This window comes from Geobacter sp. FeAm09 (assembly GCF_008330225.1).
Lineage (GTDB): Bacteria > Desulfobacterota > Desulfuromonadia > Geobacterales > Pseudopelobacteraceae > Oryzomonas.
Window position 1 is genome coordinate 692,501 of the sequence record NZ_CP042466.1, and the last position, 25,765, is coordinate 718,265.

The window sequence follows — 25,765 nt, forward strand, 5'->3', positions numbered from 1 at the left end:
GGGCTGAAGTAGGTCCCAAGGGTTTGGCTGTTCGCCAATTAAAGCGGTACGCGAGCTGGGTTTAAAACGTCGTGAGACAGTTTGGTCCCTATCTACCGTGGGCGTAGGATACTTGAGAAGAGCTGTCCTTAGTACGAGAGGACCGGGATGGACGTACCTCTGGTGTTCCAGTTGTGCCGCCAGGCGCAGTCGCTGGGTAGCTATGTACGGAAAGGATAACCGCTGAAAGCATCTAAGCGGGAAGCCTCCTTCAAGATTAGGTATCCCTGGGTGTAACAACCCCTGTAGGCCCGTTGTAGACCACAACGTTGATAGGCCGGGTGTGTAATCACAGCAATGTGTTCAGCTTACCGGTACTAATCGGCCGTGAGGCTTGACCATAAAAATAAAATACGGTCAGGGGGAAGGTTCTCCTTCCCCCGGGCCGGATATAAATCGACAAAACAACAAACCTAAACCACAATGCAATTGATAACGATTCGCATGGACGCATGAGAATGCATCCTTGCCAACGATTTCTCGGTGGCTATGCCGAGGGGGTCACACCCGTTCCCATCTCGAACACGGAAGTTAAGCCCCTCAGGGCCGATGATACTGCACGGGTAGCTGTGTGGGAAAGTAGGTCGCCGCCGGGAATAAATAGCAACGAGCCCTTCAGGAACAATCCTGAAGGGCTCGTTGCGTTTATACACTCCAAGCTCCATAAGACTCGACACGAAAAGGCTGCCGCTGCTTTACTCCCCCCACACCACGGAGGACACGGAGGACACGGAGGAAGCCACAAGACGGTACCGGATGCCGTTGTTCCCGCCGCTCCCCTCGTTGTGATTCTCCTCCGTGTACCTCCGTTAAAACACCTGTCGAAAGAACGCTTCAGTAGATGATGATGTAACCGTGGAGCTCCGCTATGCCACGTACCTCGTCCTTGTCCTTGAGCGTGTAGCTTTTCCCCTCCAGCGTAAAAGTATAGCCGCCCGTGCCGTCAGGAACCGCGTCCGCCAGGAGCGCCTCGAATGTCGCCGTCTTCACCATGATTCCCTCCTCCCATGTGTCCTTGCCGTTACCGTTCCCCACACGTTTGCCGGACCGCTGACACCAAATTTCGTACATCCTGCTCCGTGGTCAGCCATGAGCACATGAAGCGGGCGCCGCCGGTGCCGATGAAAGAATAAAAGTGCCAGCCGGCTGCGCGCAGCGCCGTAGTGGCCTGTTCCGACATCTCCGTGAAGACCGCGTTGGCCTCGCAGGGGTACATCAGATTTACCCCGGGGATCTTGGCCAGTTCGTCGGCCAGAAGCCGGGCCTGGCGGTTGGCGTTTGCTGCATTGCGCAGCCAGGCACCGCTCTCCAGCATCCCGATCCAGGGCGCGGAGATGAAGCGCATCTTGGAGGCCAGTTGCCCCGCCTGCTTGCAACGGTACTCGAACTCCTCGGCCAACCCACGGTCGAAGAAGACCACCGCCTCGCCGATAGCCATGCCGTTCTTGGCCCCGCCCAGGCAGAGCACATCCACACCGGCCTGCCAACTCGTTTCCGCCGGCGTTACCCCCAGGGTTGCCACGGCGTTGGCAAAGCGCGCCCCGTCCATATGCACCCGCAGGCCGTGGGAGTGGGCCAGGTCGCAGGCGGCGCGGATCTCGCCGGGGGTATAGACGGTCCCCAGTTCCGTGGATTGGGCCATGCTCAAGACCCGCGGCTTGGGGTAGTGGATGTCGCTGCGCCGGGTGATGGCGAGTTCCACCGCATGCAGATCCAGCTTGCCGTTGGTGCCGGGCGTGTGCATGATCTTCGTGCCGTTGGAAAAGAACTCCGGGGCGCCGCACTCGTCGGTCTCGATGTGGGCCATGTCGTGGCAGACAACGCTATGGTAGGAGCGGCACAGCGAGGCCAGTGCCAATGAATTGGCCGCCGTGCCGTTGAAGACGAAAAAGACCTGGCAGTCGGTCTCGAACAGGCGGCGGATGCTCTCGCAGGCGCGTTCGGTCCAGCAGTCATCTCCATAGGACGAGACAAAGCCGTGGTTGGCCTCCTCCATGGCGCGCCATGCTTCCGGGCAGATGCCTGCGTAGTTGTCGCTGGCGAATTGGTTGAAGATCGGTTGCGAGGTATGCTGGTCGTCCGATGGCATGGATGCCCTCCTATATAACCGCTTGTTTGGTGAACTAAATAGCATGGAGAACCGCCGTGCCGCCAGATATTTATTGTCCAACGGGCAGCAAGGGGTTGAATATCTGACGGTAAGCGAATATTATAGTTATTTTACGTTTCTAGAATGGAAGGATTTCCCATGCGTCCCAGCCGAATGCGGCTTTCCCACAAAATAGTGCTGGTATTCCTGTTTACCTCCCTGCTGGTAGGATTCACCGTGTTGCGTACCCCGTCAGAAACCAGCGAACCGGGCGCTTCGCCGGCGGACAAGGCGATGGAGGACCTTTCCCGGGTGGAGTACCCCAGCCTCAAGGCCATCAAATGGCACCCCCATTTCATTCAGCCGAACCAGACCCTGGAAACGCTCTTCGGCAACGACTGGACCTGGGTTGCGCGTTTCAACCGCATCGACCGGCGTCACGTGTACCCCGGCATGACGATCAAGGTGCCGGACAACATGGCCGATATCCGCGGCTATACGCCGCTGCCGCGTTTCTACGAACCGGCCCGGCGCCACGACAAGTATATCCTGGTGGACCTCACTGAGCAGTGGCTGGGGGGGTATGAGCACGGCAAACTGGTCATATCCGTTCCCGCCGCCACCGGCAGGGCCGAAGCGCCGACCCCCACGGGGCAGTTCCGCATCAGCGCCCGGGATCAGAACCATACGTCATCCCTCTACAAAACCCAGGACGATTCGGAGCAGTATCCCATGGACAACGCCATGCGCTTCCATATCGACGAGAAGAGCGTCGGCTACTGGATCCATGCCCGGGATCTGCCGGGCCGCCCCGCCTCCCACGGTTGTATCGGGCTCTATGACGAGGCGATGCAGAAGCGGGTTTTCGGGTTCCCGGACAAGCCGGTGTTGCTGGATTCGGAAAAGGTGTATGCCTGGGCCGTGGGGGAGGCGGATTACGAGGACGATAGCGGGAACCTGGAGGAGTTGGAAGATGCTCCGGAGGTCGAGGTCCGCGGGGAGTTGCCGCGGTATCTGCCCCAGAGTCCGTTCCGGCGGTAACGCCGTGGCGGAAGATAATCCTGAATGCGGGGGGTAATATGATGCGGATGATTATTGCGGCTCTGATGTTGTTGGCCCTGGCGACGCCTTCCCTGGCGGCCAGGGTCTACCTGAAGGATGGCGGCAGGATCGACGCACAATCGGTCTGGCGTTCCCCGGGGAAGGTTCATGTGCTGGTCAACCGGGATACCCTTACGGAGTATGCGCCATCGGAGATCGACATGAAACGGACCTTCCCCAAGCGGCATCATCGCGCCGTGCGTCGGCAGCCCCATGCCGCGATACCGCACAAGGGCACGGCAGCGGCGCCAACGCCCGCAGCACCGGTGCAGGCGGCCGCCGCGCAGAAGCCCGCCGGCAGGGGCCTGTCGCTTCCCAAGCTGCCGTCGAAGCTGCCGGAGATGAGCCCCCCCTCTCTTGGTGGAAGAGAGGAGGGGACCATCAGGAAGCAGAAGAAGGAGATGCAGGAGCGGCTTAACGACAGTAACTAGTTGTAGTCGTTCTTGCTTACCGCTGCTTCAGCCAGCGGGCCACATCCTTGGCGTGGTAGGTGATGATGATGTCGGCGCCGGCGCGTTTGAAGCCGAGCATGGTTTCCATGACGACCCGCTCTTCGTCGATCCAGCCGTTCAGGGCGGCGGCCTTTATCATGCTGTACTCCCCGGAGACGTTGTACACCGCCAGGGGCAGGTTGTAGTCGTTGCGCAGGTCCCGGAGGATATCCAGGTAGGGGAGGCCCGGCTTGACCATGATGATGTCGGCCCCCTCCTCGATGTCCGACGCCGCCTCGCGCAGCGCCTCGAGGCGGTTGGCCGGGTCCATCTGGTAGGAGCGGCGGTCGCCGAACTGAGGGGTGGAGTCTGCCGCCTCCCGGAAGGGGCCGTAATACCCCGAGGCGTACTTCACCGCATAGCTCATGATCGGGATGCCGTCGAAACCGTTGTCGTCCAGGATCTCGCGAATGGCCGCAACCCTGCCGTCCATCATGTCCGAGGGGGCCACCATGTCCGCGCCCGCCTTGACATGGGAAAGCGCTTCCTTGGCCAGGAGTTCCAGGGTGGCGTCGTTGTCCACGTCGCCGTCCTTGATGACGCCGCAATGGCCGTGGTCGGTGTATTCGCACATGCACACATCGGTGATGACCGCCAGCCCCGGCACTTCCTTCTTCAACGCCCGAATCGTCTCCTGAATGATGCCCGTATCCGAGTAGGCGTCGCTTCCCACCGCATCCTTTGTCTCCGGGATCCCGAAGAGAATCACCGCCGGGATGCCCAAGGCGTACACCTCCCGGGCCTCCGCAACGATATCCGCGATGGACTGCTGGTAGATGCCCGGCATGGAGGAAATCTCCTTGCGTGGCCCGTTGCCGAATGCCGAAAACATCGGGTAAATCAAATCGTTCACCGACAGGCTCGTCTCGCGGACCATCCGGCGGAATATCTCGCTGCCGCGAATCCTGCGTGCCCTGAACTGGGGGAAAAACATGGTTGCCTCCCTTTCCTCGACAAGATGTATCCAAAAATAATACTGCAACGCCCGGGCATAATGCAAGCGGCACGACCCATCACCGGGGCCGGCAGCGAAAAATAATCCTCCGCTTGCCATGGGGTGATTTCGCGTTACACTTAATGATAACCCCGGTGTGGTGTAAGGGATTGAAATTGTCTTTTGGGTTGCGTCGCACCGCAGTTAGTGGTAGATACTATTCTTTTATTAATTAATGCCATGAAAGGAGAGCACATTTATGATGAGGAAAAGACTCGCATTGATCGTGGCCGGTTCCATCGCAGCGATGGCAACGGCTGCGTCGGCCGGAAACAAGGAGGGGACGTTCTCCCTCTCCCCCGTGATCGGCGGCTATACGTATGACGGGGTACAGCATCTTGAAACCAGCCCGGTGTACGGCGCCCGGGCCGGCTACAATTTCACCAAGGCGTTCGGCGTGGAGGCGCTCTTCGATTACGCCCATACCGAGGGGACCAAATCGACGAAGAAATACGACATGTACCGTTACGGCGGCGAACTGCTGTACCACTTCTTCCCGGACAACACCCTCGTTCCTTACGTGGCAGCGGGTTACGCGGGGCTCAACTTCAACGACAACAAGCCCCAGGGGGCCTTTGACTACGGTGCCGGCCTGAAATACTTCCTGACCGACAACTTCGCGCTGCGGGGCGATGTCCGCCATATCATCTACAAGTCCGGCGGCGTCAACAGCACGACCGACAACAACGTCGAATACACGGTCGGCGCCTATATCCCCTTTGGCGGGACGGCACCGGTCGTCAAACCGGTCGAGGCCCCGGCAGCACCTGCGCCGGCTCCTGCTCCGGCGCCCGAGCCTCCCAAGGCGGTGGAGCCTGCGCCGGCTCCCGCTCCGGCACCTGTCGCCCCTACGAGCACCTTGGCGGTTGCCCCAGCAGCCGTCACCAAGGGAGAGCCCGCCACCCTGAGCTGGACCTCCCGCAATGCCACGGCCTGCGATATCCAGCCCGGCATCGGGGCGGTTCCGCCCCAGGGTTCCATGAGCATCACGCCTGCCGATAACACCGACTACACCCTGACCTGCAACGGCGAAGGGGGCAGCGTCACGAGCGCGGCCAAGATCGCGGTCACTGCGCCGGTGGTGGTGCCCAAACCGGTTGCCAAGCTGTGCAGCCCCACCACCCTGGAGATTCAGTTCGACACGGCCAAGTCCGACATCAAGCCCAAGTATCACGACGAGCTGAAAAAGGTGGGGGATTTCCTCAAGGAAAACCCTGGTGCCAAGGGTGTCATCGAAGGGCATACCGACAACGTAGGTGGCCTGAAGATGAACATGGATCTCTCCCAGCGCCGCGCCGAGAGCGTACGGGCGTACATCATCAAGAACTTCGGCATCGCCGCGGAGCGGATCAGTGCCAAGGGGTACGGCCCCACCAAGCCGGTCGCCAGCAATAAGAACGCCGCCGGCAAGCAGAAGAACCGCCGCATCGACGCCAACTTCACCTGCAACGGCCAGTAATTCCAGAGCCTGCGGCCATGACCCGGCCGCTGCATGAACGCACAAACGCCCTTCCGGGATTTCCCGGAAGGGCGTTTGTGCGTTTGCAGGCTGAAAACCGCGGGGCGGATCAGAATGGTGCCACCGGGAGCACGCTCCCCCCCTCGGGCATGACCAGGGCGCGCCATGGGGACGGCAGCAGGGCTTCGGCCTTTTCCATGGCCGCCGCCAGCGAGGGGGCGGGCACCAGGCCCATCTCCTCAACCTGGCGGTCGGGAAGCCGGGACACCAGGATGATGGTGAAACGCTGCGCCTTCTGCAGCAGGGAATAGGCGGTCTGGCCGTTGATCTCGTACCGTTCCCGCAGGGCGGCCTCGAACCGGTCCAGGGTACGATGGCGGAACCAGTCGAAGAACGTGGCATTGCCGAAACCGTCCCGGCATTCGGCCAGGAGGATCATCACCCCACCCGGCTTGAGAGCCTGGGAGGCGTACTCCATGGCTTTGTGAGCCTGGATGAGGTTGATGTCCTTGGGGAAGCCACCGCAGGAAACCACGACCAGATCGGCCCTGGCCGCCACCGGGTAGGAAAACTGCTCCCGATAAAAGCGGCAGCCGCGTTCGTGGGCTTCGCGCCACTGCCCGGCAAAGGCGGCAATGATGCGCTTGTCCGGGGAGAGGACCGTGTTGAGGAGCAGGTCCGGTTCGACCATGGCACAGGCCTCGACCATGGCCTGGTGCACCGGGTTCCCCTCCAGGTTGCCGGTGGTCGCCAGCGGGTTCTTGCCGCTGCCCGGCTGGGGGTTGAGCACGCAGAAGTGGCTCGCCATGCAGGCCTGGCGGCTGGCGATGCCGGGCAGGACCGCCTTGCGCCCCCCGCCGAACCCCGCGAAGTAATGGAAGCCGATCACCCCGGTAAGGATGAGCCGGTCGGCCTCCACGGCCCGGCGGTTGATACTGACCTCGATGCCGGCAGAGGTTTTTCCCACCACGACCAGGCCGGCGGGGTCGTCGCAGTCGTGGTCGCTGACCTTGATGCGGCCATGGAGGGATCCCAGAATCTTTTCGTGCTCATGGGCGCTCTGCTTGCGATGGATGCCGAGGGCGATGAGGATCTCGATGGTGCGGTCCGGTATCCCCCGGCGGTTGAGCCGTTCCACCAGCAGGGGGAGATAGATCTCGCTGCCGGTATAGCGGGTGATGTCGGACGTGATGATGACGACCCGGTCCCCCGGCTCAAAGCCCGCAAGCGTGGGCTCGCAGGCGTCGAGCGCCGCGGAGACGGTCTCTTCGGGGGGGTGGGCTGTCGGGGGGATGGCCGGTTCGATGATGCCGGCCAGGCGCTCCGGCGGGAGTTGGAGCGGGAACGAGGTTGAACCGTACTTGAGATCCACGGTAGGGGCCTCCTTTGCAGGGAACCGTCGTCGAGAGGGGATGAATCCCCATAATCAAACGGGGATGAACGGGAGAACGGGACGTCTGCACATCCCCCTCATCCGGTTCATCCCCGTGGTGTCGTTCCCCTCCGGCGCAGAGGCCGGAAGGAGGCTCAGATCCAGGCGTCGCCGCCGTCGTACTGGAAGTCCCCGTTCTTTGCCTTGGGCGAAACCTTGAATTTCGCCTCCCGGGCGAGGCGGCGCATCTTCTCGGCAGCGCTTTCCCCCAGGTCGGTCAGTTTCTCCCGCACCTCGCGGCCCGGTTTCGGGGTGAGGAGAAGCGCGGCGGCAGCGCCGATGACGGCGCCGGAGACAAAGGCTATGACGGCTGCTGCGGCATTATCGTTGTTGTTTGACATGGCAGGCTCCTTTATCGTGTGGCAATCGTGATTGCGGAAATAGTCAATGGATCGACTCCATATCTAGCACAGTGGGCGTTGCAACATAAAGCAAAATTTTCCGGTGCCGCGAAAAAGCGCATCCCGGAGCCGCCCCCCTCGGATCGCTTGGGAGACGGCTTTCACAACGTCCGTGCCAGGTGCCTTCTCACCATCTCCTCGAAATCCGTGTCCCGGTTGCCGGTGTAGACCAGGGACGAGCCGATCTCGGCGGCCAGGATCGCGCAGAGGTATTTGCGGGGCAGGTTCCTGATGCGCTTCCGAAAGGCCGGCGTCTCCCGCAGGAGCTGGGGCAGATGGTTGAGGACCGCTTTCCGGAAGGGGGGCTGCAGGCAGAGTTCCGGCCGGGCGGAGAAAAAGTCGAACAGCCGGGTGTAGAAGCTGTTGATGTTCAGGCTGATGGTATCGGAAATCTCGGTGTAGAGCAGGCTGTCGCCGGATTCGCGCCGCCGCCGCAGGATCAGGCGCGCCTCGTCCTCGGTCCTCTTCTCCAGGATGGCCAGCACGTCCCTGACGTACGCCTCCTTGTGATCCAGGAACTCCTGCTCGGACAGGAGCAGGTTGGCGATGATCTCGTAGGAGGAGGAGATAACGCCGCACTTGTTGGCCGCTGCGTCGCGCATGATCACCACCCCGCTCTTCTGGAGGTTGACCCGGGCCTCGGGGGTGATGAAGGAGTTGGCCCCCTCCACGATCACCCGGGCCGAAGGCGCTCCGGTTGCGTCGAGGAAGGAGCGCCAGTTCTGGCCGTCGATGGTCTCGGGCCGTCCTCCGGCTGGGATGAAGAGATCGGTTTTTACCGTAAAGACGAGGCTGTTGTACTCGCGGTGGAAGTCATCCACATCGAGCCATTCCTCCACGAGGCCACCCGTGGTCCGTGCCACCTTGCGGTGGGTCTCCTTGAGTCCCTCGATCCGCCGGCCGGTGCGGTAGATGATGAAGCCCCCTTCGCCTAGGGCATTGGGGTTGAAGGCGTCCAGATCGTGGGCCAGGACGATGCGCCCCAGTTCCTTGCGGTCGATGCCGCTGGGGTCGTACAGGGCGGCGGTGCCGTCCAGGATCAGGCGCACCTGCATGAGCGGGCAGCGCTCCAGCATGATGCGCAGGGCATTGCCCGCCACGTCGCCGCCCGGGCCGCCGGTCATCTTTAGGGAGAAGGGGGCGGCGTCCAAAGGGATGCCGGCCGCCTCGGCCATGGTGATCTCGGCGAATTTGACCACGCCGGTGGAGGTGACGCCGTACTCCTTGTGGTTGATGCCGATCCGCTTGCTGGACATGATGCCGATGCCGAGCAGGTACCCCCGCTTCTTGGACAGGCTGGCAATGGCTTCGATCATGCCGTCGTGCATATTCTCGTCCGGGCCGATCTCGATCGGCTCGTCGTCGCCGTAGTAGTCCACCACCCGCGGGTCCCGGGCCCGGCCGTCGTCGGTCACGAAGATGTCCAGAAAGGCGTTGGCGATGCCGTATTGCAGCTTGTAGAGCCGGCAGTTCTCCGCTTCGCCCCCCGCCTGCTCCAGGTCGGAGGCGTCCAGCACCAGGGTCATCTTGGAGCCCCCCTCGTAGATGTCCTTGTTCTTGAAGTGCTGGGTGTTGGCCAGGACGTACACCTCGCGGAAGAGGGTGTTGGCGGCGGTGATGTAGTCGTCGGCGCTCCGGGCGATGACCGTGCGCCACCCCCCCGGGCGATGTCCGAGAACCCCACGTGGTAGCCGGCGCCGTAGCGGCTGAAAAAGAACGTCACCCGGAAGGGGAGGGCCTCGGGCAGGTCGGCGGTGAATTCGTGCCCCAACTCGCGCAGGTAGGCGGGATCGAGGCGGAAGGCCAGGGCCTGCTTGGCCACCACGAAGAAGTTGGTCTTGAGGGTGTGGGTGACCAGCAGCAGGCAGCAGCGGTAGACGGCCCGGCGGATGTCGTCCAGCCAGCGGTGGCCGGTGTTGTATTCCTCGGCCGCTTCGCGGGTCTCGGCCAGGAGGTGGTTGTAGACCGCCTCCCGCCCGGCCAGGTCGGGGTCGAAGCGCGCCCGGAACAGGCTGATGAATCGCTGGGCCATCTCGGGATGGTCGTAGAAAGCCTTCTGTACGTCATCCAGGCCGAACCGGTCCGGCTGGCTGTGGGCCAGGCTGGTGTGGCAGAAGGCGATGCAGGCGTTGACCAGGGCCGCATCCTCGCCCGACATCTGCCCTTCGGTGACATAGTCCCGGTAGGCGGGCGAGGAGGTGGCGATGATCTGGGTGGTGCACAACTCGCGCGTCAGGCGCGCCGCCAGTTCGCCGTCCGGCCTAAGGGGGGTGCCCTGGCGGTTGATGACGAAGAAAGCCCCCAGGAAGTACGGATGGATGCCGTTGGAGATGGTGTGGCAGTAGGCCCGGCGGATACCGATATCCAGGCGGTTGAAGATTTCCAGCACCTGGAGCAGGAACTCGTCCTGGGGCGGGTTGCCCACGGCGAACAGGACCCGGGTTTCCGGGCGCTCTTCACGCATGACTTCGCTGATGTCCAGGAACAGGCCGCCCGCGGCGTTGCCCCGTTCGAAGAGCCAGATGAGCCAGGCCAGCCGCGCCGGCGGCGTCATGCGGACAAACTCCTCGTCGTTGAGCCAGAGAATTTTCAGCAGGGGCTCGAGCTTTTTCGGGTCGAACTCCGGAAAGGAACAGCGCAGTTCGGTGCGGATCTTGCGCGTCAGCGCCGGGGGGATTGTCACCTGACGGTTCAGGTCGATCTCGTGGTTCTGGCGGCGGTCGAACTCGAAGCGCTGTATTTCCAACTCGTGTTCCATGCCGGGCATGGGGGCGTTGGAATGGGAAAACATGGCATAGGAAATCTCCTGCTCGCCCACCCGGCGCAGGGTCTCGTAGAGGGAGCCGGGCTGGTTGACGCAGGCGATCACCAAGCGTTTTTGCCGATCCGTCAGGATCAGGCTGCGGTTGTCGCGCAGTCTGCCCATCTCGCGGGCCAGCAAGGTCAGTGCCTCTTCCTCGTCGGCCATGGACTGGAAGAAGTAGGGACTCATGTGCCGCTGGAGCCAGTCGGCGTTTTGCCCGGCGATTTCCCGTTCGGACCTGGCCGAGCGGCGGATAACGGAAGGAAGGTTCATGGGGGTGCTCCTGGTGCGTGGGATGGTGGGCCGTGCCCCATAGTATACCGTTTCCGGGCCTCCGCGCAATGCCCTGGCCGCAATTGCCGCGGCAATCCTTTGCTTGACCGCGCCGGGCCGAATTGCTATAGTCAAACACCGTTGTTTTATTCTGCTGTAATCGCAAAGAGCCCGGCACCAGCGGGGCTTGGCGGGATTCGAACCGGGAGCGGCGCATGATGTTGGAGCGGGGCTGCATACAGGTGTACACCGGCAACGGCAAGGGTAAGACCACCGCGGCTCTCGGCCTGGCCCTGCGGGCCATAGGCCGCGGGCTCAATGTGTGCGTCTTCCAGTTCATCAAGGGAGGCGGCCCCTACGGCGAGCACTTGGTCGCTGGCAAGCTGGCCCCCCTGTTCACCATCATCCAGACCGGCCGGCCCGGCTGGGTCAACACCAAGGATATCGCCGAGGACCGCAGGGCGGCCCAGGAGGCGTTGGAACGGGCCAAAGAGATCCTCGCCTCGGGCGAGTACGATCTGGTGGTCCTGGACGAGATCAACGGCGCCGTGGGCTTCGGCCTGGTGGATGTGGAGCAGGTGCTGGAACTCATGAGCCTCAAGCCGGAAAGGACGGAACTGGTCCTGACCGGCCGCAACGCCCATGAAAAGGTGATCGAGGCCGCCGACCTGGTGACCGAGATGCGCGAGGTCAAGCACTACTACAAGGCGGGGGTGCCGGCCCGCACGGGCATCGAGATGTGACCACGAATCAGGGAGATGTCCATCGAGCTTTTGCGAATTCTTAATCTATGCAGATCCTGGCGCAGGGGCGCATTGCATGCGCCCTGTGTTTCATGCGCCCTGGTTGGGCGAACGGCAGTTCGCCCCTACGATTCAGATATGTAGCCACCACAACAATAACGATGAACGGCTTCTGTTTATAAATTTCAAGTCGGAGGTACCTTTCATGGCTTCAAGAACATTACGCGTGCTTGTGGGCAAACCGGGGCTGGACGGTCACGACCGGGGGGCGAAGATCATCGCCCGCGCCTTCCGCGACGCCGGTTTCGAGGTCATCTACACCGGCCTGCACCAGACGCCGGAGCAGATCGTCTCGGCCGCCATCCAGGAGGACGTGGACTGCGTCGGCCTGTCGATCCTGTCCGGCGCCCACAATACCCTGCTCCCCCGCGTTTGCCAGCTCTTCAAGGAAAAAAACGCCGACGACATCAAGGTCTTCGGCGGCGGGGTCATCCCCGAGGACGACATCCCGGGCCTCAAGGCGGCCGGCATCTGCGAAATCTTCACCCCCGGCACCTCCACGGACGACATCGTCTCCTGGGTGAAGGACAACGTGATACCGCGGGCATAACGGTCGCTGGAACTCTTTTGTGTGAAAAAGCCGCCCTGGATTGCCGGGGCGGCTTTTTCGTCGAACGGGCCGCGCTCATGCCGCTTGATGTTGTCGTAAAAGACTACTATAGTCTTATTATGATGCATCACCGATTCCCATGTCCATGATCGGAGGAAGACATGAAGCTCGAAAACAGAACCATTCTGGTAACCGGAGCCAATAGAGGCATCGGCAAGGCCCTTGTTGAAGCGCTGCTCAAGCAGCCGGTCGGAAAAATCTATGCAGCGGCCCGCAAGACTGAAGAACTCCCGGCATTTGGCGACAGCCGCGTGGTACCGCTGAAACTGGACATCACCGACCTGGATCTCGTCAGAAAGGCGGCCGCCCTGGCGCAGGATGTGGACCTGCTCATCAACAACGCCGGTGTTGCCACCTTCTCGTCCGTGGTTTCCGCCGAGCCGGCCGCGCTGAAACACGATCTTGAGGTGAATTATCTGGGCACGCTCAACGTGGTGCGTTCCTTTGCGCCGGCGCTGGAGAAGCGGGGCGGCGGCGCCATCGCCAATGTCCTCTCCGTTCTCGGCCTCGCCAGCATGTCCGCCGTAGGCGGCTATAGTGCTTCAAAGGCGGCGCTCTTTTCCGCAACGCAGGCGATGCGTGGGGAGTTGAAGGCCAAGGGCATCTCCGTCCACGCTATCTTCCCCGGCCCGATAGATACCGACATGTCCCGCGATTTTGACATGCCGAAAACCAGCGCCCGGGAAACGGCGGAAAACATCATCAAAGGCATCCTGGCGGATCATGAGGATATCTTTCCCGATCCCATGTCCGCGCAGGTAGGCGAATTGTGGGTGAAGGACCCGAAAGGACTCGAACGACAGTTCTCGGCCATGTAGCCGGCGGCCGGTTCATACATAAAAAAACGCCCTGGATCACCGGGGCGTTTTCTTTCGAGTGCATACCATACACGCATGGCAGCCCACGCGGGGCCCTTCTGATCATTTTACAAAACCACCCGTTCGGACTTCTCTAAGACATCCTTGATAAAATACCAAAATATGTTGCAGTGAAGAGCCCTCAGTGTATGTCCATTCTACATATGGCTCCTTTTTCAGCCAGGCATACGGTTCACCACTTTTATAGCAAGGGTTCACTTCCGGATTAAAATGCATCGGGGCACTCATGTCATTAGTTTTGAAAGCTGGTGGATCGCATTTAGCTTCCACGGTGGTGATTTTGTCTCCGGTCGAGACAATATTGTCGTTGGGGCAGCTAAAGTTGTCGGCATAGGCCTGCAAGACTGAGAAATAGAAAACAGCGGCTACAGCAATACTTGTCCATTTCATGCTTTCCCTCACACTATTGTCACCAATGTATGATTTGACTGCCCATCAGCAATCATATACCATAAGAAACAGTTACGACATATTTTGTCCAATCTGAGGTCTCCTCAAAGGGTTGTTTCGGTGATGAATCGTTGGTGCGAACGGCTCTTCGCCTAATCAGGGCGCATGCGATGCGCCCCTACACCGGGATTTGCATTATGTAATTGCGAAGCATCACCTAATCAAACGTCTTCCTCAGCAAATGGGCGAACAACGCCAACAGCAGCATGGCCGAAACCACAGCCGCCCCGGCGATCTTCCGTTTCTGGCGCGATGCGTCCAGGGCCGTGAGCTGGGCCTGGATCTTCTTCAGGTCCGCCTGTATCCCGGCCGACTCTTTCTTCACCATGTCCACGTCCACGTTGTGGAACAGGGTGTGGAAGCGGTTGCGCACGGCAAACAGCCCCTTTTCCAGCTTCTCCGTATCGGTCCCTTCACCCTTGTAGGCCGCGATCCGCTTATCCATGGCGACGATCATGGCCTCGGTTTCCTGCATGGCGCCACGGATCACCTTGGCCCGCTCGAAGCTGTGGCACTGGCTGCAGCGCTTCTCGTTGATGATCTCCAGGGACGCCTTGACCACCAGATGATTGCTGTGGCAGGTGACGCAGGTCGGTCCGCCCTTGCCCAACGCCTTGCCGTGGGCGCTGGCCAGATAGTCCTTCAACACCCCCACATGACAGCGGCCGCAGAAGGCCGGGATGGCCGCCTCCTTGGGGGCGCCCAGGAAACCCCGGGCCGGGCTCATGGCGTTGGCCGCGTCCTTGGGGTCCCCGCCGTGGCAGGCGTTGCAGGCGATGCCGTTTTCCGCATGGATGCTCCCCTTCCAGAGCTTGACCGGTTCGCCGATCTTGCCCGGCATGGCGCCGTGGCACTGGATGCAGACGATCTCCTGCGGTTCCGCAGCGAAGGAGGCCACCGGCGGCAGGGCGGCCAGGGGCCAGAGCAGGATGAGCAGGCTTCCCAACAGATTCATGACAGTCTCCCGGTGTCTCATGAGTAGTGCCCCCAGATGCCGAGTCCGATCCAGAGCAGGATTCCCCCTACGGCGCAGACCATGAACAGGGGGCGTTTCAGGGGGTGGCGCTCCTTGCTTCTGTCGATGAAGGGGAGCAGGGCCAGGAAGGTCATGGCGGCCCCCTGCACCGCGAGGCCGATGAACTCGCTGGGGAAGATCTTCAGGGTCTGGTAGTTGGCCAGGAAGTACCATTCCGGCTTGATGTGGGCCGGGGTCTGGAGCGGGTTGGCCGGGAGAAAGGAATCACTGGTGAAGAACAGGTTGGGGGCGAAGAACACCACCGCCAGGAAGCAGGCCAGGTAGATGAAGATGGAGCGCAGGTCTTCCAGCGCATAGTTGGGGAAGAAGGGGATGCCCCCCGGATGGCTCTCGTAGCGGTAGCCGTCCCCCTGCCATTGGTTGGCGGTCTCCTGCCGGCCGAAGGGAGGGGTGGAGACGCCGGTGCGTTGCAGGAGGAACAGGTGGGCGCCCGCCACGGCCGCGATCCCCAGGGGGATAAGGGCCACGTGCAGGGCGAAGAAACGCCCCAGGGTCGGCGGGCCGACCAGTTTGCCCCCCCGCAGGAACTCCACCAGGTACTGCCCCACCACCGGGATGGCGCTGACGCTGTTGGTGGCCACGGTGGTGGCCCAGAAGGAGAGCTGGCTCCAGGGGAGCAGGTAGCCGGTCAGAGAGATGCCCTGGACCAGGGTGAACAGGATGAAGCCGGTGACCCAGTTCAGTTCCCGCGGGCTCTTGTAGCTGTTCATGAAGAGCACGGAGAGCATGTGCAGCAGGAGCACCAGCACCATCATGTTGGAGCCGATGGCGTGGCACGCGCGGATGAGCCAGCCGAAGGGGACCTGGTTCATGATGAAGGCCACGCTTTTGAACGCCTTGTCCGCGTCCGGCACATAGTAGATCAACAGCAGGATGCCGGTGACCACCTGCATGGCGAAGATGAAGAGCAGGATGCTCCCCATGGAGTACCAGGCGTTGATGTTGCGGGGCAGGAGATAGCCGGTCAGTTCCTTCGCCACGATCTCCCGGGCGCCGATGCGCACGTCGATCCAGTCCGTAAGCCGTTTGAAGAGAGCCATGCAGCCTCCTGGTGTTTCAGCCGACGGTGATGGTGCCGTTGGCCACGCTAAAGGGAAGTTTTGTGAGCGGTTTGGGCGGGGGGCCGGCGGTGACCGCCCCCTCGGGGCTATAGTGGCCGCCGTGGCAGGGACAGAGGAAGTCCTGCTTGTCCTTCTCCCACTGCACGATGCATCCCAGGTGGGTGCAGACGGCGGAGAGGGCGATCAGGCCGCCCCCCCGTTTCCGCACCACGACCGCCGATGCGCCGTTGAATTCGAAGAACCTGGCCTCCCCTTCCGGGACATCCTTTTCCGGGATATCGACCCTGGCGGCCGTGGCCCCGGTGGAGCGGGGCGCCAGGTAGCGGTACACCGGCCAGGCGGTCACGGCGGCAACTGCCGCCGCCAGGCCGCCCAGGCAGACTCCCAGGAAGGTTCTCCTGCCGTTACGTTCCATAGCTTCCTCCCGAGTGAGACATGGATGATTACTTATAGCAATCCTGTCGTTTTTTTCAAGGCGAGAGTTGCGGTACCGGCCCGATTTTGCCGCGTTGGCGGTGCCGCCGGGGAGGAGAGGCAAAAATGTTTACATAAAATTGCGTGTCGGACACTTTACAATTGTGAGCCTATATTGTTTATGCTAGAATTATTTATATTAAAATCATTGCAATGTTAACTGTTTTTTATGAGCGAAGGGAGAAGTATGGTCAAGACGGTCAAAGTGGCAGAGATCATTAATAATATTCGCAGGGTATTCCAGGTTTTCAACGACTACTCCAAGAAGGCCAAGCGGGAAACCGGCCTGACCGGGCCCCAGCTCTGGGCGATCAAGATGATTGCCGAGAACGCGCCGGTCAAGGTGTCGGACCTGGCGCGGCTGATGTTCGTTCAACCGGCCACCGTGGTGGGCATTCTCGACCGCCTTGAAAAAAAGGGGCTGGCAGAGCGGACCCGCTCGCGGGAAGACCGCCGGGTGGTGACCATCGAGTTGACCCAGGCCGGCAAGGACCTGGTGGAACAGGCCCCGGAGGTCGTCCAAGGGCATCTGGTCAAGGGGCTGGAAACCCTGTCGGCTCACAAGCTCCTGCTCATCGAAGACGGCATGGAGCAACTGGTGAAGATCCTGGGAGCACAGGAGATTCCCCCCAGGCTGATCCTGGCGCGGGAGGAGGAACTGCCCCAGGCGAAAAAGGAACACAAAAGCTGACGATGCAGAGGGGGATGTCCCCCGCGGGACAGGGAGCAAACCGGCGGTACCTTGAGCCACGTCCCTAAAATCAATTCGAGAGGGAACCAGGATGAAAGGGAAGAGGATTTACCAGCATCTTTATTTTCAGGTTCTGGCGGCGATTGCCGCTGGCGTGCTGCTCGGCTACTACTACCCGGAAAGCGGCGTGGCCATGAAGCCCTTCGGCGACGGGTTCATCAAGCTGATCAAGATGATCATCACCCCGGTGATCTTCTGTACGGTCGTCACCGGCATCGCCGGCATGGAGGACATGAAGAAGGTCGGCAGGGTCGGGGTCAAGGCGCTCTTCTATTTTGAGATCGTCACCACGGTGGCCCTGGTCATCGGCCTGGTCATCGTCAGCGTGATCCAGCCGGGGGCTGGCTTCAACGCCGACGTCAGCAAGATCGACACCAAGGCCCTGACCGCCTTCACCACCCAGGCCCACTCGGCCTCTACCGCGGATTTCCTCATGAACATCATCCCCACGAGCGTGGTGGACGCCTTTGCCAAGGGTGACATCCTGCAGGTGCTCCTCTTCGCCATCCTCTTCGGCTTTGCCCTTTCGGCCCTGGGCGAGCGGGGCAAGGTGGTGTGCAAGCTCGTGGAGCAGATATCCCATATCCTGTTCGGCATCGTGGGCATCATCATGAGGCTCGCCCCCCTGGGCGCCTTCGGCGCCATGGCATTCACCATCGGCAAATTCGGGGTCGGCTCCCTCTCCAAGCTGGGGATGCTCATGGGGAGCTTCTACCTCACCTGCATCGTCTTCATCTTCCTGGTCCTCGGCACCATCGCCAAGGCCACCGGTTTCAACATCTTCAAGTTCATCCGCTACGTCAGCGAGGAGATTCTCATCGTACTCGGCACGTCGTCGTCCGAATCGGCGCTGCCGCGCATGATGGCCAAGCTGGAGAACCTGGGGTGCCGGAAATCGGTGGTGGGGCTCGTCATCCCCACCGGCTACTCCTTCAACCTGGACGGCACCTCCATCTATCTGACCATGGCGGCCCTGTTCGTGGCCCAGGCCACCAATACCCACCTGACCATGACCCAGACCCTGACCATGCTCGCCATCCTCCTCTTGACCTCCAAGGGGGCTGCCGGGGTTACGGGGAGCGGTTTCGTGACCCTGGCGGCCACCTTTGCCGCCATCCCCACCATTCCGGTGGCCGGCCTGGCCCTGATACTGGGGATCGACCGCTTCATGTCCGAGGCGCGCGCCATCACCAACCTCATCGGCAACGGCGTCGCCACCGTGGTGGTTTCCAAGTGGGAGAACGAACTGGACGTGGAACGGCTGCACTGCGTCCTGAACCGGGAGGCGTGCCCGGAGGCCGACGAGGACGCCCTTGCGGAGGAGGATGCATCTTTTCTTGAGCAGGTGCCGGTTAAAGAGTAAGATGGGGCCGGAGCCGGCATTCAGTGGCGCGGAAAGGGCGCCTTGAAACTTCTGTCCGGCAGGGAAAGCGGAGCGTACATGAATATTCTGACCCTGAGTTGCCGGACCCATTCCATAAAATACCATCTCTTCACCTGGGGGGGCGGGGCGCTCCTCGCGGCGGGGGACGTGAAGCGGGTCGGGCTTGGCGGAACCTCCATCAGCCTGAAGGTGCCGGGCCGGGAGGAGGAGACCCGGAAGGTGGAGTTTGTGGATCACCGGGGGGCCGTGTCCCAGATCCTGGCCATTCTGAACGATGCCCGGCACGGCGTCAGGGAGCAGGCGGCGCAGATCGGGGCTGTGGGCCACCGGGTGGCCCACGGCGGGGAAAAGTTCAATCGTTCCATGGTGATCGACGACCAGGTGCTGGACGCCATCCGGGATCTCCAGCAATTGGCGCCGCTGCACAATGCGGCCAACATCGCCGGCATCGAGGCCGCCAGGGAGTTCCTGCCCCGTATCCCCCACGTGGCCATCTTCGACACCGCCTTCCACGTCACCATGCCGGATTACGCCTACATCTATCCCCTGCCCTACGAATGGTACAAAAAATTCGGCATCAGGCGCTACGGCTTCCACGGGCCGTCCCACATCTATCTTTCCCGGCGGGCCGCCGGGCTTCTGGGCAAGCCGGCCGACGCCTGCAACCTGATCACCATCCATATCGAGAAGGGCGTGTCCCTGTGCGCCATCAAAAACGGCAGGTCCATCGATACCAGCATGGGGCTCACCCCCCTGGAGGGGGCGGTCATGGAGACGCGCAGCGGCGATTTCGATGCCGGCATCACCCCTTTCATCATGCAGCAGCTGAATCTCTCGGCGCGGGAGATGGAGAGCATCCTCAACCAGAAGAGCGGGATGTTGGGCATCACCGGGTTGAACAAGGACCGGCGGTATATCCTGGAGGCCGCCTCCACCGGCCACGCCCGCTGCCGGCTGGCCCTGGAGATGGAGGCCTACCGCCTCAAGAAGTATATCGGCGCCTACCTGGCCGCCGTGGGGCCGCTGGATGCCGTGGTTTTCACCACCGGCGCGGGCGCGGAGGAGTGGTTCGCCCGGGAGCTGACCCTGGCGGGGCTGGAATGCTTCGGCATTCTCCCCGACCCGGAGAGAAACCGCGCCGCCCGCCCGGAGCGGGAGGAGGCGCTCATCACCACCGACGCATCGCCGGTCAAGGTCTTCGTCATGTCCACCGATGAAGAGTTGGTCTTTGCCCAGGACGTGACCGCCATCCTTGCCGGGGAATACAGCGACCACCTGCACTACGACTATTCCTTCACCCGCCCCGATTTCGTCCCCGTCCGGCCCGCGGCATAGCCGCGAGGCCGGTGCCCGGCTTCCTGCCCCCTGCTATGTTTTCCGTTTTTTTGCGCTATAATTAACACGTCGATAAGCAGCGATCTCCCGTTGAACCCTTCTCCCAGTGGGAGAAGGTGGCCGAAGGCCGGATGAGGGGATATCCGTCCCCCGCCCCTCTCCCCGGGGCGGGGAATTTGCCTGCAGGAAAGCCCCGGCCGCGGCCGCCCAAGGATGGATGCATGTCGAACGTTCTGATCATCGACAACGACGACGGGACCGGCTCTTCGCTCTGCCGGGCGGTGACCGGCCTGGGACACGACGCCTCCTGGAGGAAGAGCCTGCGGGAAGGGGTGCCGCTGGCCGTCTCCCGCCCCTTCGACGTGGTGTTCCTCGACATCCACCTGCCCGACGGCAACGGGCTCGACCTGCTGCCGGTCATCCAGGCGGCCCCCTCCAGCCCGGAGATCATCATCATGACCGGGGCGGACGAGCCGGACGCCGCCGAAACGGTCATCAGGAGCGGGGCCTGGGATTACGTGACAAAGGGGGCGCCCCCGGAGGAGATCAGGCTGCCGCTGGTCCGGGCGATCCAGTACCGTCAGGAGAAGCTCTTTTGCTCCCGGAAGAACGTGACCGCCCTGAAGCGGGACGGCATCGTGGGGAGCAGCCGGAAGCTGACCGCCTGCCTCGATCTGGTCGCCCAGGCGGCGGTGAACGACACCACCGTCATGATCACGGGCGAAACCGGCACCGGCAAGGAGCTTTTTGCCCGGGCCATCCACCACAACAGCGGTCGGGCGGGGGGCAATTTCGTGGTGGTGGACTGCGCCGCCCTTCCGGACACCCTGGTGGAAAGCCTCCTGTTCGGCCACGAGAAAGGGGCCTTCACCGGCGCGGAACACGGCCGCGACGGCCTGATCCGCCAGGCCCACGGCGGCACCCTGTTCCTGGACGAGGTGGGGGAGCTTTCCGTCTCCGTGCAGCGGGCTTTCCTGCGGGTGCTCCAGGAGCACCGTTTCCGTCCCCTGGGGGGGAGCGGGGAGGTGGAGAGCGATTTCCGGCTCGTGTCCGCCACCAACCGGGACCTGGACGCCCTGGTGCAGGGAGGGCAATTCCGCAGCGACCTCCTCTTCCGGCTCCGCTCCTTCACCATCGAGATCCCGCCGCTCAGGGACCGGCTCGACGACGTCAAGGAACTGGTGCGCTACCACATGGACCGGCTATGCGAGCGCTACGGCCTGGCCCATAAGGGGTTCGCCCCCGAGTTTCTCCAGAGCCTGGGCGCTTACGCCTGGCCCGGCAATGTACGGGAGCTGATCAACACCCTGGACCGGGTCATCGCCTCGGCGCGCTACGAACCGACCCTCTTTCCCAAGCATCTTCCCAGCGACATCCGCATCCAGGCGGCGCGGGCCGCCGGCGGCCATGTCCGGCAGGGCGACGCCTCCCCGGCTCCCGTGCGCGGACTCCCGCCGCTGCACGATTTCCGGGATGAGGCGGCGCACCGGGCCGAAAACAACTACCTCCATGAACTGATCGCCATCACCGGGGGGAACATCACCGAGGCCTGCCGCATCTCCGGGCTCTCCCCGTCGCGCCTCTACGCCCTGATGAAGAACCACCATATCCACCGCCGCTATTTCGATCCCGATGCCGAGACCGAATGACACGGTGATTTCCTGCCGGACAACATATTTTCCTGTCTCGCAGTAATTTTCCTGTCCCGCAGGAAAAGACTTCCCCGCCTACCCGTCACCCCTGCCTGCAACAATCCGGAATCATTCGAGATCGTTCTCCCGGCGCCTGCGAATTTTTCCGGTACGCCTGATGCTAGGGCTCACGGTAGCGGGCCTGCGCCCCTGGCATGCCGGGCGGGGGTGCCGCGACAAACGGATCACGGTTACATGCGGAGGGGCTATGGGAACCAACGGCAGAGGTCTGGCGCGGGGGTGTTTCCTGGCGGTACTGGCGACGCTGTTTTTCGGGCACGCCGCCTTCGGCGCGCGGGACAACGGGGAGTGCCTCGAATGTCACGGCGAGCAGTCCATCATCCGGCAGGGGGGCGCGCGCCTCTATATCGACCCGCTGCAATACGCCGACACCAGCCATAAGGTCGTGGGCTGCACCTCGTGCCACGATGCGGTGACCGACCGGCATCCCGACGATGGGACCAAGCCGTCCCGCGCCACCTGCACGGAGTGCCACGGCGCGGTCGCCAGGGAGTATGCCCAAAGCCTGCACGGTAAGAACGCCACCTGCGCCGACTGCCACGACCCGCACCGGGCAAGGAAATCGGCCTATGTGTCGGGGGTGGAGATCAACGCCGTCTGCTCCCGCTGTCACCTGCCTCCGGCAACCCTGAAAAGCCATGAAAAATGGCTCCCCCAGACCGGGCTCCACCTGGACAGCCTGCCCTGCATCACCTGCCACACCGGGTCCAAGGGGTATTACATCAATCTGTTTGTGGAAAAGGGGGACCCCAAGGGCGGGTTCCGCCTGGCCACCTACGACGACCTGGCGCGGCTGACCGGCGAGAACGGCCCCGCCTCCCTGATCGATACCAACGGCGACAATTACATCTCGCTGCAGGAGCTGCGGCGATTCAACAAAAAGGCCCGGGACGACGGGATGCGCCTGCGGGGCATGATGATGCCCGAGGTGGTGACCCACAGCTACCAGATCCTGGACAATCGCTGGGATTGCACCTTCTGCCACGTCTCCGGGACCCGGGCCCTCCAGACCGGCTTCGTCTCCTTCCCCGGCAAGAGCGGGGCCTACAGCCGGGTGGCCGTGGAAAAGGGGGCGGTCCTGGACGTTCTCTACGGCACCCCGGATTTCTACATGACCGGCGCCACCCGTAGCAAAGCGTTCAGCATCATCGGCGGCCTCATCATCGCCTGCGGCATCGTCATCCCCCTGGGCCACGGGTTCATCCGCTTCCTGACCCGCAGGAAGCGGGAGCACGGACACGACCCGGCCGCCCACGAGGTGATCGTCTACCTGCAGCCGACCCCGGTCAGGATCTGGCACTGGATTCATGCTCTCAGCATCGTCACCCTCTGCGTCACCGGGGTCCAGATCCGTTTCCCCGAGGCGGTCAACCTGTTCGGCAGCTACCGGGCAGCGGTGACGCTGCACAACGTGGCCGGGGTCGTGGTGGCGCTCTCCATGGTGTACTGGGTCCTCTATTACGTGGTCATCTCCCATGCCATCGGCAGGATCTACTTCCCCACCGGGGACGAGGTGAAGCACGGACTCATCCGGCAGGCGGTCTTCTATGCCTTCAACTACTTCCGCGGCAAGCCGAACCCCTTCCACGCCACCCCGGAGAACAAGTTCAACGCGCTCCAGAAGATGGCCTACCTGGTGATCATGCTCGTCTTCATGCCGCTGGTGATCGTCACCGGCTTCCTGCTGCTGGATATCCGGCCCCTGCGGGACATGCTGTTCCTCTTGGGGGGGATCAAGCTGATCGACGGGCTGCACTTCTTCACCGCCTGCTGCCTGTGCGCCTTTACCTTCTTCCATTTCTATCTGACGACCCTTGGTCCCACCCCATTCTCCGAGATCAGGACCATGTGGACCGGGTGGGAGAAGGAGGAGGAAGCGGAGGAGGGCGGGGCGCCAACGCCCGAGTGATTCCGTAGAGAGGAGGTCGAGTACTATGGGAACGACCAGCAGGAGACAGTTTCTCAAACTGCTCGGGGCGACCGGCGCCGGGCTTCTGACCGGCCGGCCGTGTGCCGCCCGGGAGGGGCGGAGTGTCAACAACGACGAGTTGGGCATGCTCTACGACGCCACGCGCTGTGTGGGGTGCAAGGCGTGCATGGCGGCCTGCAAGCGGGTCAACCGCGATTCCGGCGGCCTCGCCTACGAACGGGCCCCCTTCGATCAGGACAAGCTGTGGGACGCGCCGGCCGACCTCTCGGGCAACACCCGGACCCTGATCAAGCTGTACAAAGGGCTGCAAAACCGCTGGTCGTACATAAAATATTCCTGCATGCACTGCCAGGAGCCTTCCTGCGTATCGGTCTGCCCGGTGAGCGCCATGACCAAGGACGAGGCGACCGGCATCGTGGATTACGACAAGAACAAATGCATCGGCTGCCGTTACTGCCAGATCGCCTGTCCTTTCAGCATCCCCCGCTTCCAGTGGGAGCGGAAGGCCCCCGGATCGTCAAGTGCGACCTGTGCCGCAGCACCAACCTGCGGGGCAAGGGGGTGCCGGCCTGCGCCGAGGTCTGCCCGACCGGGGCCATAGCCTTCGGCAAGCGCGGCGACCTGCTGCGGGATGCGCGGGGCAGGATCGACGCCAATGGCGGCCGGTACGTCAACTACATCTACGGCGAGCGTGAGGTGGGAGGGACCAATCACCTCTACCTGGCGGGGGTGCCGTTCATCAGGCTCGGCCTGCCCCGGCTGCCGGCCGAGGCGCCGGCCGAGTTCTCCGAGCGTATCCAGCACACCATCTACCGGGGGTTCATCGCCCCGGTGGCGCTCTATGCCATGCTCTGCGCCATCGCGCTCAGGAACCGGAAGAAACGGGAACAGGCCGGAATCCGGGAAGAGGAGGAGTGACCATGAGGGAACACGAACACAGCAAGGAATTCGTCCGGGTACACCGGCCGCTTTTCACCAAGCCCTTTTACTTCTTCCTGGCGCTCTCCCTGGTGGGGGTCTACTTCATCATCCTCAGGTTCGTCAAGGGGATCGGCGCGGTTTCCAACCTGAGCGACGGCTATCCCTGGGGGATCTGGATCGCCTACGACGTGGCCACCGGCACCGCCATCGCGTGCGGCGGCTACGCCATCGCCATCCTGGTGTACATCCGCAACCGCTGGCAGTATCACCCGCTCATCCGCTCCGCCATCCTGACCAGCCTGTTCGGCTATTGCCTGGCCGGCTTTTCGGTCATGGTGGACATCGGCCGTCCCTGGAACGCCTACGGTTTCTTCATGCCGTCCCGCTGGCAACCCAATTCTGCCATGTTCGAGGTGGCGCTCTGCATCATGGGGTACTGCATGGTGCAGATCATCGAGTTCTTCCCCTCGCTTTTCTGCGTTCTGGAGCACAGCAAGATGACATGGCTCCAGAAAGCGATCTACCATTTCCATCCGCGCCACACCCCCCAGGACGAGACCCTGGTGCGGACGACCGTGGCCTGGGTGCACTCGGCCGTGGCCTGGTTCCATCCCAAGTTCAACAATATCCTGATCTTCATCGTGGCGCTCGGCCTCGTCCTGCCGACCATGCACCAGTCGTCCCTCGGCTCCCTGATGCTCATCGCCCCCACCAAGCTGCACCCCCTCTGGCATACCGGGTTCCTGCCGCTGCTCTTCCTGATCAACTGCATGTACATGGGGTATGCCATCGTGATTCTGGAATCCCTGGTCTCATCCTACCTGCTCAAGCGGGAGTACGAGGTGGATGAGTTGTCCGGGCTGGCCCACATCATCCCCTGGCTGGCCGCAGTCTGGCTGTCGGTCCGGCTGGGCGACCTCATCCAGCGCGACCAGATCGCCCTCATCTTCAAGGGGGACAAGTACTCCCTGTTCTTCCTGCTGGAATTCCTGCTCCTGGCCGGCGGCTCCCTGCTGCTCTTCGAGAGCAAACGGTGGCGCTCGCCGCGCTGGCTCTTCGCCACTGCGGTCATGATGCTCCTGGGAGGCGCCCTGTACCGTTTCAACGTCTACCTCATCGGGTTCATCCCGGGTACCGGCTGGCGCTATTTCCCCTCCTTTGCGGAGTTGATGATCTCGGTCGGCATCGTCTCCATCGAAATCCTGGGCTACCAGGTGCTGATCAGGTATCTGCCGGTGCTCCCCAACCCCCACATGCACCGCGATATCGCCCATGTGAAACCCGTCAAGAGCGCCGGGGCCGTTGCCAGGGCGTGATGGGCGCCTGTGTGAAAGGACC

General features: G+C 62.4%; 22 protein-coding genes, 2 rRNA genes and 2 pseudogenes (1 of these 26 only partly in view). 16 read left to right on the forward strand and 10 right to left on the reverse strand.

Annotation, left to right across the window (positions count from 1 at the left end; genetic code table 11):
• Nucleotides 1–381 (forward strand): 23S ribosomal RNA (locus FO488_RS03210) (it extends 2,574 nt beyond the left edge of the window).
• A 137-nt stretch (nt 382–518) separates the two neighbouring features.
• Nucleotides 519–635, forward strand: a 5S ribosomal RNA gene (gene rrf, locus FO488_RS03215).
• A gap of 238 nt (nt 636–873) precedes the next feature.
• Here rrf and FO488_RS19270 read toward each other — a convergent pair.
• Both FO488_RS19270 and FO488_RS03220 read right to left on the reverse strand, forming a co-directional pair.
• The gene (locus FO488_RS19270) at nt 874–1,032 is read right to left on the reverse strand and encodes a hypothetical protein (RefSeq protein WP_168205849.1); all 159 of its coding nucleotides are present in this window, start codon (nt 1,030–1,032) and stop codon (nt 874–876) included.
• Nucleotides 1,033–1,060: 28 nt separating this feature from the next.
• Complete coding sequence (locus FO488_RS03220) at nt 1,061–2,128, reverse strand: low specificity L-threonine aldolase (RefSeq protein WP_149209225.1); 1,068 nt, start codon at nt 2,126–2,128, stop codon at nt 1,061–1,063.
• A gap of 159 nt (nt 2,129–2,287) precedes the next feature.
• On the opposite strand from FO488_RS03220, the gene FO488_RS03225 reads away from it, so the two are divergent.
• Nucleotides 2,288–3,169: a L,D-transpeptidase gene (locus FO488_RS03225; protein WP_149209227.1), complete on the forward strand. Its 882-nt coding sequence runs from the start codon at nt 2,288–2,290 to the stop codon at nt 3,167–3,169.
• 38 nt (nt 3,170–3,207) lie between these two features.
• Complete coding sequence (locus tag FO488_RS03230; RefSeq protein ID WP_149209229.1) at nt 3,208–3,660, forward strand: hypothetical protein; 453 nt, start codon at nt 3,208–3,210, stop codon at nt 3,658–3,660.
• Between the two features lie 16 nt (nt 3,661–3,676).
• Here FO488_RS03230 and hemB read toward each other — a convergent pair whose 3' ends face one another.
• Nucleotides 3,677–4,654: a porphobilinogen synthase gene (gene hemB, locus FO488_RS03235; protein ID WP_149209231.1), complete on the reverse strand. Its 978-nt coding sequence runs from the start codon at nt 4,652–4,654 to the stop codon at nt 3,677–3,679.
• A gap of 259 nt (nt 4,655–4,913) precedes the next feature.
• On the opposite strand from hemB, the gene FO488_RS03240 reads away from it, so the two are divergent.
• Entirely contained in the window at nt 4,914–6,173 is a 1,260-nt protein-coding gene (locus FO488_RS03240; RefSeq protein WP_240732159.1) for an OmpA family protein, read from the forward strand.
• A 109-nt stretch (nt 6,174–6,282) separates the two neighbouring features.
• On the opposite strand, the gene larA is transcribed toward FO488_RS03240, so the two are convergent.
• The 3 genes and pseudogenes from larA to FO488_RS03255 all read right to left on the reverse strand — a co-directional run bounded on the left by larA (nt 6,283) and on the right by FO488_RS03255 (nt 11,082).
• Nucleotides 6,283–7,545, reverse strand: coding sequence for a nickel-dependent lactate racemase (gene larA / locus FO488_RS03245; RefSeq protein WP_149209233.1), 1,263 nt, complete (start codon nt 7,543–7,545; stop codon nt 6,283–6,285).
• 155 nt (nt 7,546–7,700) lie between these two features.
• On the reverse strand, nt 7,701–7,946 hold the full coding sequence (locus FO488_RS03250) for a YtxH domain-containing protein (RefSeq protein WP_149209235.1): 246 nt from the start codon (nt 7,944–7,946) through the stop codon (nt 7,701–7,703).
• Between the two features lie 161 nt (nt 7,947–8,107).
• Nucleotides 8,108–11,082: pseudogene (locus FO488_RS03255) on the reverse strand (NAD-glutamate dehydrogenase domain-containing protein).
• A 209-nt stretch (nt 11,083–11,291) separates the two neighbouring features.
• Between FO488_RS03255 and cobO the strand changes: the two are divergent.
• From cobO to FO488_RS03270, 3 genes and pseudogenes are all read left to right on the forward strand, one after another.
• Nucleotides 11,292–11,825: pseudogene (gene cobO / locus FO488_RS03260) on the forward strand (cob(I)yrinic acid a,c-diamide adenosyltransferase); the annotation flags it as partial.
• A 205-nt stretch (nt 11,826–12,030) separates the two neighbouring features.
• Nucleotides 12,031–12,435: a cobalamin B12-binding domain-containing protein gene (locus FO488_RS03265; protein WP_149209239.1), complete on the forward strand. Its 405-nt coding sequence runs from the start codon at nt 12,031–12,033 to the stop codon at nt 12,433–12,435.
• A 161-nt stretch (nt 12,436–12,596) separates the two neighbouring features.
• The gene (locus FO488_RS03270; RefSeq protein WP_149209240.1) at nt 12,597–13,313 is read left to right on the forward strand and encodes an SDR family oxidoreductase; all 717 of its coding nucleotides are present in this window, start codon (nt 12,597–12,599) and stop codon (nt 13,311–13,313) included.
• Nucleotides 13,314–13,415: 102 nt separating this feature from the next.
• Here the strand turns inward: FO488_RS03270 and FO488_RS03275 are convergent, their stop codons facing one another.
• The 4 genes from FO488_RS03275 to FO488_RS03290 all read right to left on the reverse strand — a co-directional run bounded on the left by FO488_RS03275 (nt 13,416) and on the right by FO488_RS03290 (nt 16,335).
• The gene (locus FO488_RS03275) at nt 13,416–13,763 is read right to left on the reverse strand and encodes a DUF2845 domain-containing protein (RefSeq protein WP_149209241.1); all 348 of its coding nucleotides are present in this window, start codon (nt 13,761–13,763) and stop codon (nt 13,416–13,418) included.
• A 217-nt stretch (nt 13,764–13,980) separates the two neighbouring features.
• The gene (locus FO488_RS03280) at nt 13,981–14,778 is read right to left on the reverse strand and encodes a cytochrome c3 family protein (protein WP_149209242.1); all 798 of its coding nucleotides are present in this window, start codon (nt 14,776–14,778) and stop codon (nt 13,981–13,983) included.
• Between the two features lie 17 nt (nt 14,779–14,795).
• Nucleotides 14,796–15,899, reverse strand: a complete 1,104-nt coding sequence (locus tag FO488_RS03285; RefSeq protein WP_149209243.1) for a cytochrome bc complex cytochrome b subunit — start codon at nt 15,897–15,899, stop codon at nt 14,796–14,798.
• A 16-nt stretch (nt 15,900–15,915) separates the two neighbouring features.
• Nucleotides 15,916–16,335: a ubiquinol-cytochrome c reductase iron-sulfur subunit gene (locus FO488_RS03290; protein WP_149209244.1), complete on the reverse strand. Its 420-nt coding sequence runs from the start codon at nt 16,333–16,335 to the stop codon at nt 15,916–15,918.
• Between the two features lie 246 nt (nt 16,336–16,581).
• Between FO488_RS03290 and FO488_RS03295 the strand changes: the two genes are divergently transcribed.
• From FO488_RS03295 to hybB, 8 genes are all read left to right on the forward strand, one after another.
• Nucleotides 16,582–17,085 (forward strand): MarR family winged helix-turn-helix transcriptional regulator, encoded by a 504-nt coding sequence (locus FO488_RS03295; RefSeq protein WP_149209245.1) that lies wholly within the window; start codon nt 16,582–16,584, stop codon nt 17,083–17,085.
• Between the two features lie 91 nt (nt 17,086–17,176).
• Nucleotides 17,177–18,508, forward strand: a complete 1,332-nt coding sequence (locus tag FO488_RS03300) for a dicarboxylate/amino acid:cation symporter (protein ID WP_149209246.1) — start codon at nt 17,177–17,179, stop codon at nt 18,506–18,508.
• A gap of 78 nt (nt 18,509–18,586) precedes the next feature.
• Nucleotides 18,587–19,864: an acetate kinase gene (locus FO488_RS03305; protein WP_149209247.1), complete on the forward strand. Its 1,278-nt coding sequence runs from the start codon at nt 18,587–18,589 to the stop codon at nt 19,862–19,864.
• A gap of 221 nt (nt 19,865–20,085) precedes the next feature.
• Entirely contained in the window at nt 20,086–21,513 is a 1,428-nt protein-coding gene (locus FO488_RS03310) for a sigma-54 dependent transcriptional regulator (RefSeq protein WP_149209248.1), read from the forward strand.
• 250 nt (nt 21,514–21,763) lie between these two features.
• A complete protein-coding gene (locus tag FO488_RS19800; RefSeq protein WP_240732160.1) occupies nt 21,764–23,485 on the forward strand; it encodes a cytochrome b/b6 domain-containing protein in 1,722 nt (573 codons plus the stop codon).
• A gap of 25 nt (nt 23,486–23,510) precedes the next feature.
• A complete protein-coding gene (locus FO488_RS03325; RefSeq protein ID WP_240732161.1) occupies nt 23,511–24,107 on the forward strand; it encodes a 4Fe-4S dicluster domain-containing protein in 597 nt (198 codons plus the stop codon).
• Nucleotides 24,068–24,424: a hypothetical protein gene (locus FO488_RS19805; RefSeq protein WP_240732162.1), complete on the forward strand. Its 357-nt coding sequence runs from the start codon at nt 24,068–24,070 to the stop codon at nt 24,422–24,424. The genes FO488_RS03325 and FO488_RS19805 overlap by 40 nt, the downstream gene beginning before the upstream one ends.
• 2 nt (nt 24,425–24,426) lie before the next feature.
• Nucleotides 24,427–25,743, forward strand: coding sequence for a Ni/Fe-hydrogenase cytochrome b subunit (gene hybB, locus FO488_RS03330; protein ID WP_149209249.1), 1,317 nt, complete (start codon nt 24,427–24,429; stop codon nt 25,741–25,743).
• Nucleotides 25,744–25,765 lie beyond the last annotated feature (22 nt).

What these genes read in the sequence shown, in the direction of transcription:
- FO488_RS19800 (WP_240732160.1), top strand. Translation starts at nt 21,764, where the DNA reads ATGGGAACCAACGGCAGAGGTCTGGCGCGGGGGTGTTTCCTGGCGGTA.
- FO488_RS03225 (WP_149209227.1), top strand. Translation starts at nt 2,288, where the DNA reads ATGCGTCCCAGCCGAATGCGGCTTTCCCACAAAATAGTGCTGGTATTC.
- FO488_RS03275 (WP_149209241.1), bottom strand. Translation starts at nt 13,763, where the DNA reads ATGAAATGGACAAGTATTGCTGTAGCCGCTGTTTTCTATTTCTCAGTC.
- FO488_RS03310 (WP_149209248.1), top strand. Translation starts at nt 20,086, where the DNA reads ATGTCGAACGTTCTGATCATCGACAACGACGACGGGACCGGCTCTTCG.
- hemB (WP_149209231.1), bottom strand. Translation starts at nt 4,654, where the DNA reads ATGTTTTTCCCCCAGTTCAGGGCACGCAGGATTCGCGGCAGCGAGATA.
- FO488_RS03325 (WP_240732161.1), top strand. Translation starts at nt 23,511, where the DNA reads ATGGGAACGACCAGCAGGAGACAGTTTCTCAAACTGCTCGGGGCGACC.
- FO488_RS03270 (WP_149209240.1), top strand. Translation starts at nt 12,597, where the DNA reads ATGAAGCTCGAAAACAGAACCATTCTGGTAACCGGAGCCAATAGAGGC.
- FO488_RS03300 (WP_149209246.1), top strand. Translation starts at nt 17,177, where the DNA reads ATGAAAGGGAAGAGGATTTACCAGCATCTTTATTTTCAGGTTCTGGCG.
- FO488_RS03285 (WP_149209243.1), bottom strand. Translation starts at nt 15,899, where the DNA reads ATGGCTCTCTTCAAACGGCTTACGGACTGGATCGACGTGCGCATCGGC.
- FO488_RS03305 (WP_149209247.1), top strand. Translation starts at nt 18,587, where the DNA reads ATGAATATTCTGACCCTGAGTTGCCGGACCCATTCCATAAAATACCAT.
- FO488_RS03280 (WP_149209242.1), bottom strand. Translation starts at nt 14,778, where the DNA reads ATGAATCTGTTGGGAAGCCTGCTCATCCTGCTCTGGCCCCTGGCCGCC.
- FO488_RS03220 (WP_149209225.1), bottom strand. Translation starts at nt 2,128, where the DNA reads ATGCCATCGGACGACCAGCATACCTCGCAACCGATCTTCAACCAATTC.
- FO488_RS03290 (WP_149209244.1), bottom strand. Translation starts at nt 16,335, where the DNA reads ATGGAACGTAACGGCAGGAGAACCTTCCTGGGAGTCTGCCTGGGCGGC.
- FO488_RS19270 (WP_168205849.1), bottom strand. Translation starts at nt 1,032, where the DNA reads ATGGTGAAGACGGCGACATTCGAGGCGCTCCTGGCGGACGCGGTTCCT.
- FO488_RS03265 (WP_149209239.1), top strand. Translation starts at nt 12,031, where the DNA reads ATGGCTTCAAGAACATTACGCGTGCTTGTGGGCAAACCGGGGCTGGAC.
- FO488_RS03295 (WP_149209245.1), top strand. Translation starts at nt 16,582, where the DNA reads ATGGTCAAGACGGTCAAAGTGGCAGAGATCATTAATAATATTCGCAGG.
- FO488_RS03250 (WP_149209235.1), bottom strand. Translation starts at nt 7,946, where the DNA reads ATGTCAAACAACAACGATAATGCCGCAGCAGCCGTCATAGCCTTTGTC.
- FO488_RS03230 (WP_149209229.1), top strand. Translation starts at nt 3,208, where the DNA reads ATGATGCGGATGATTATTGCGGCTCTGATGTTGTTGGCCCTGGCGACG.
- hybB (WP_149209249.1), top strand. Translation starts at nt 24,427, where the DNA reads ATGAGGGAACACGAACACAGCAAGGAATTCGTCCGGGTACACCGGCCG.
- FO488_RS03240 (WP_240732159.1), top strand. Translation starts at nt 4,914, where the DNA reads ATGATGAGGAAAAGACTCGCATTGATCGTGGCCGGTTCCATCGCAGCG.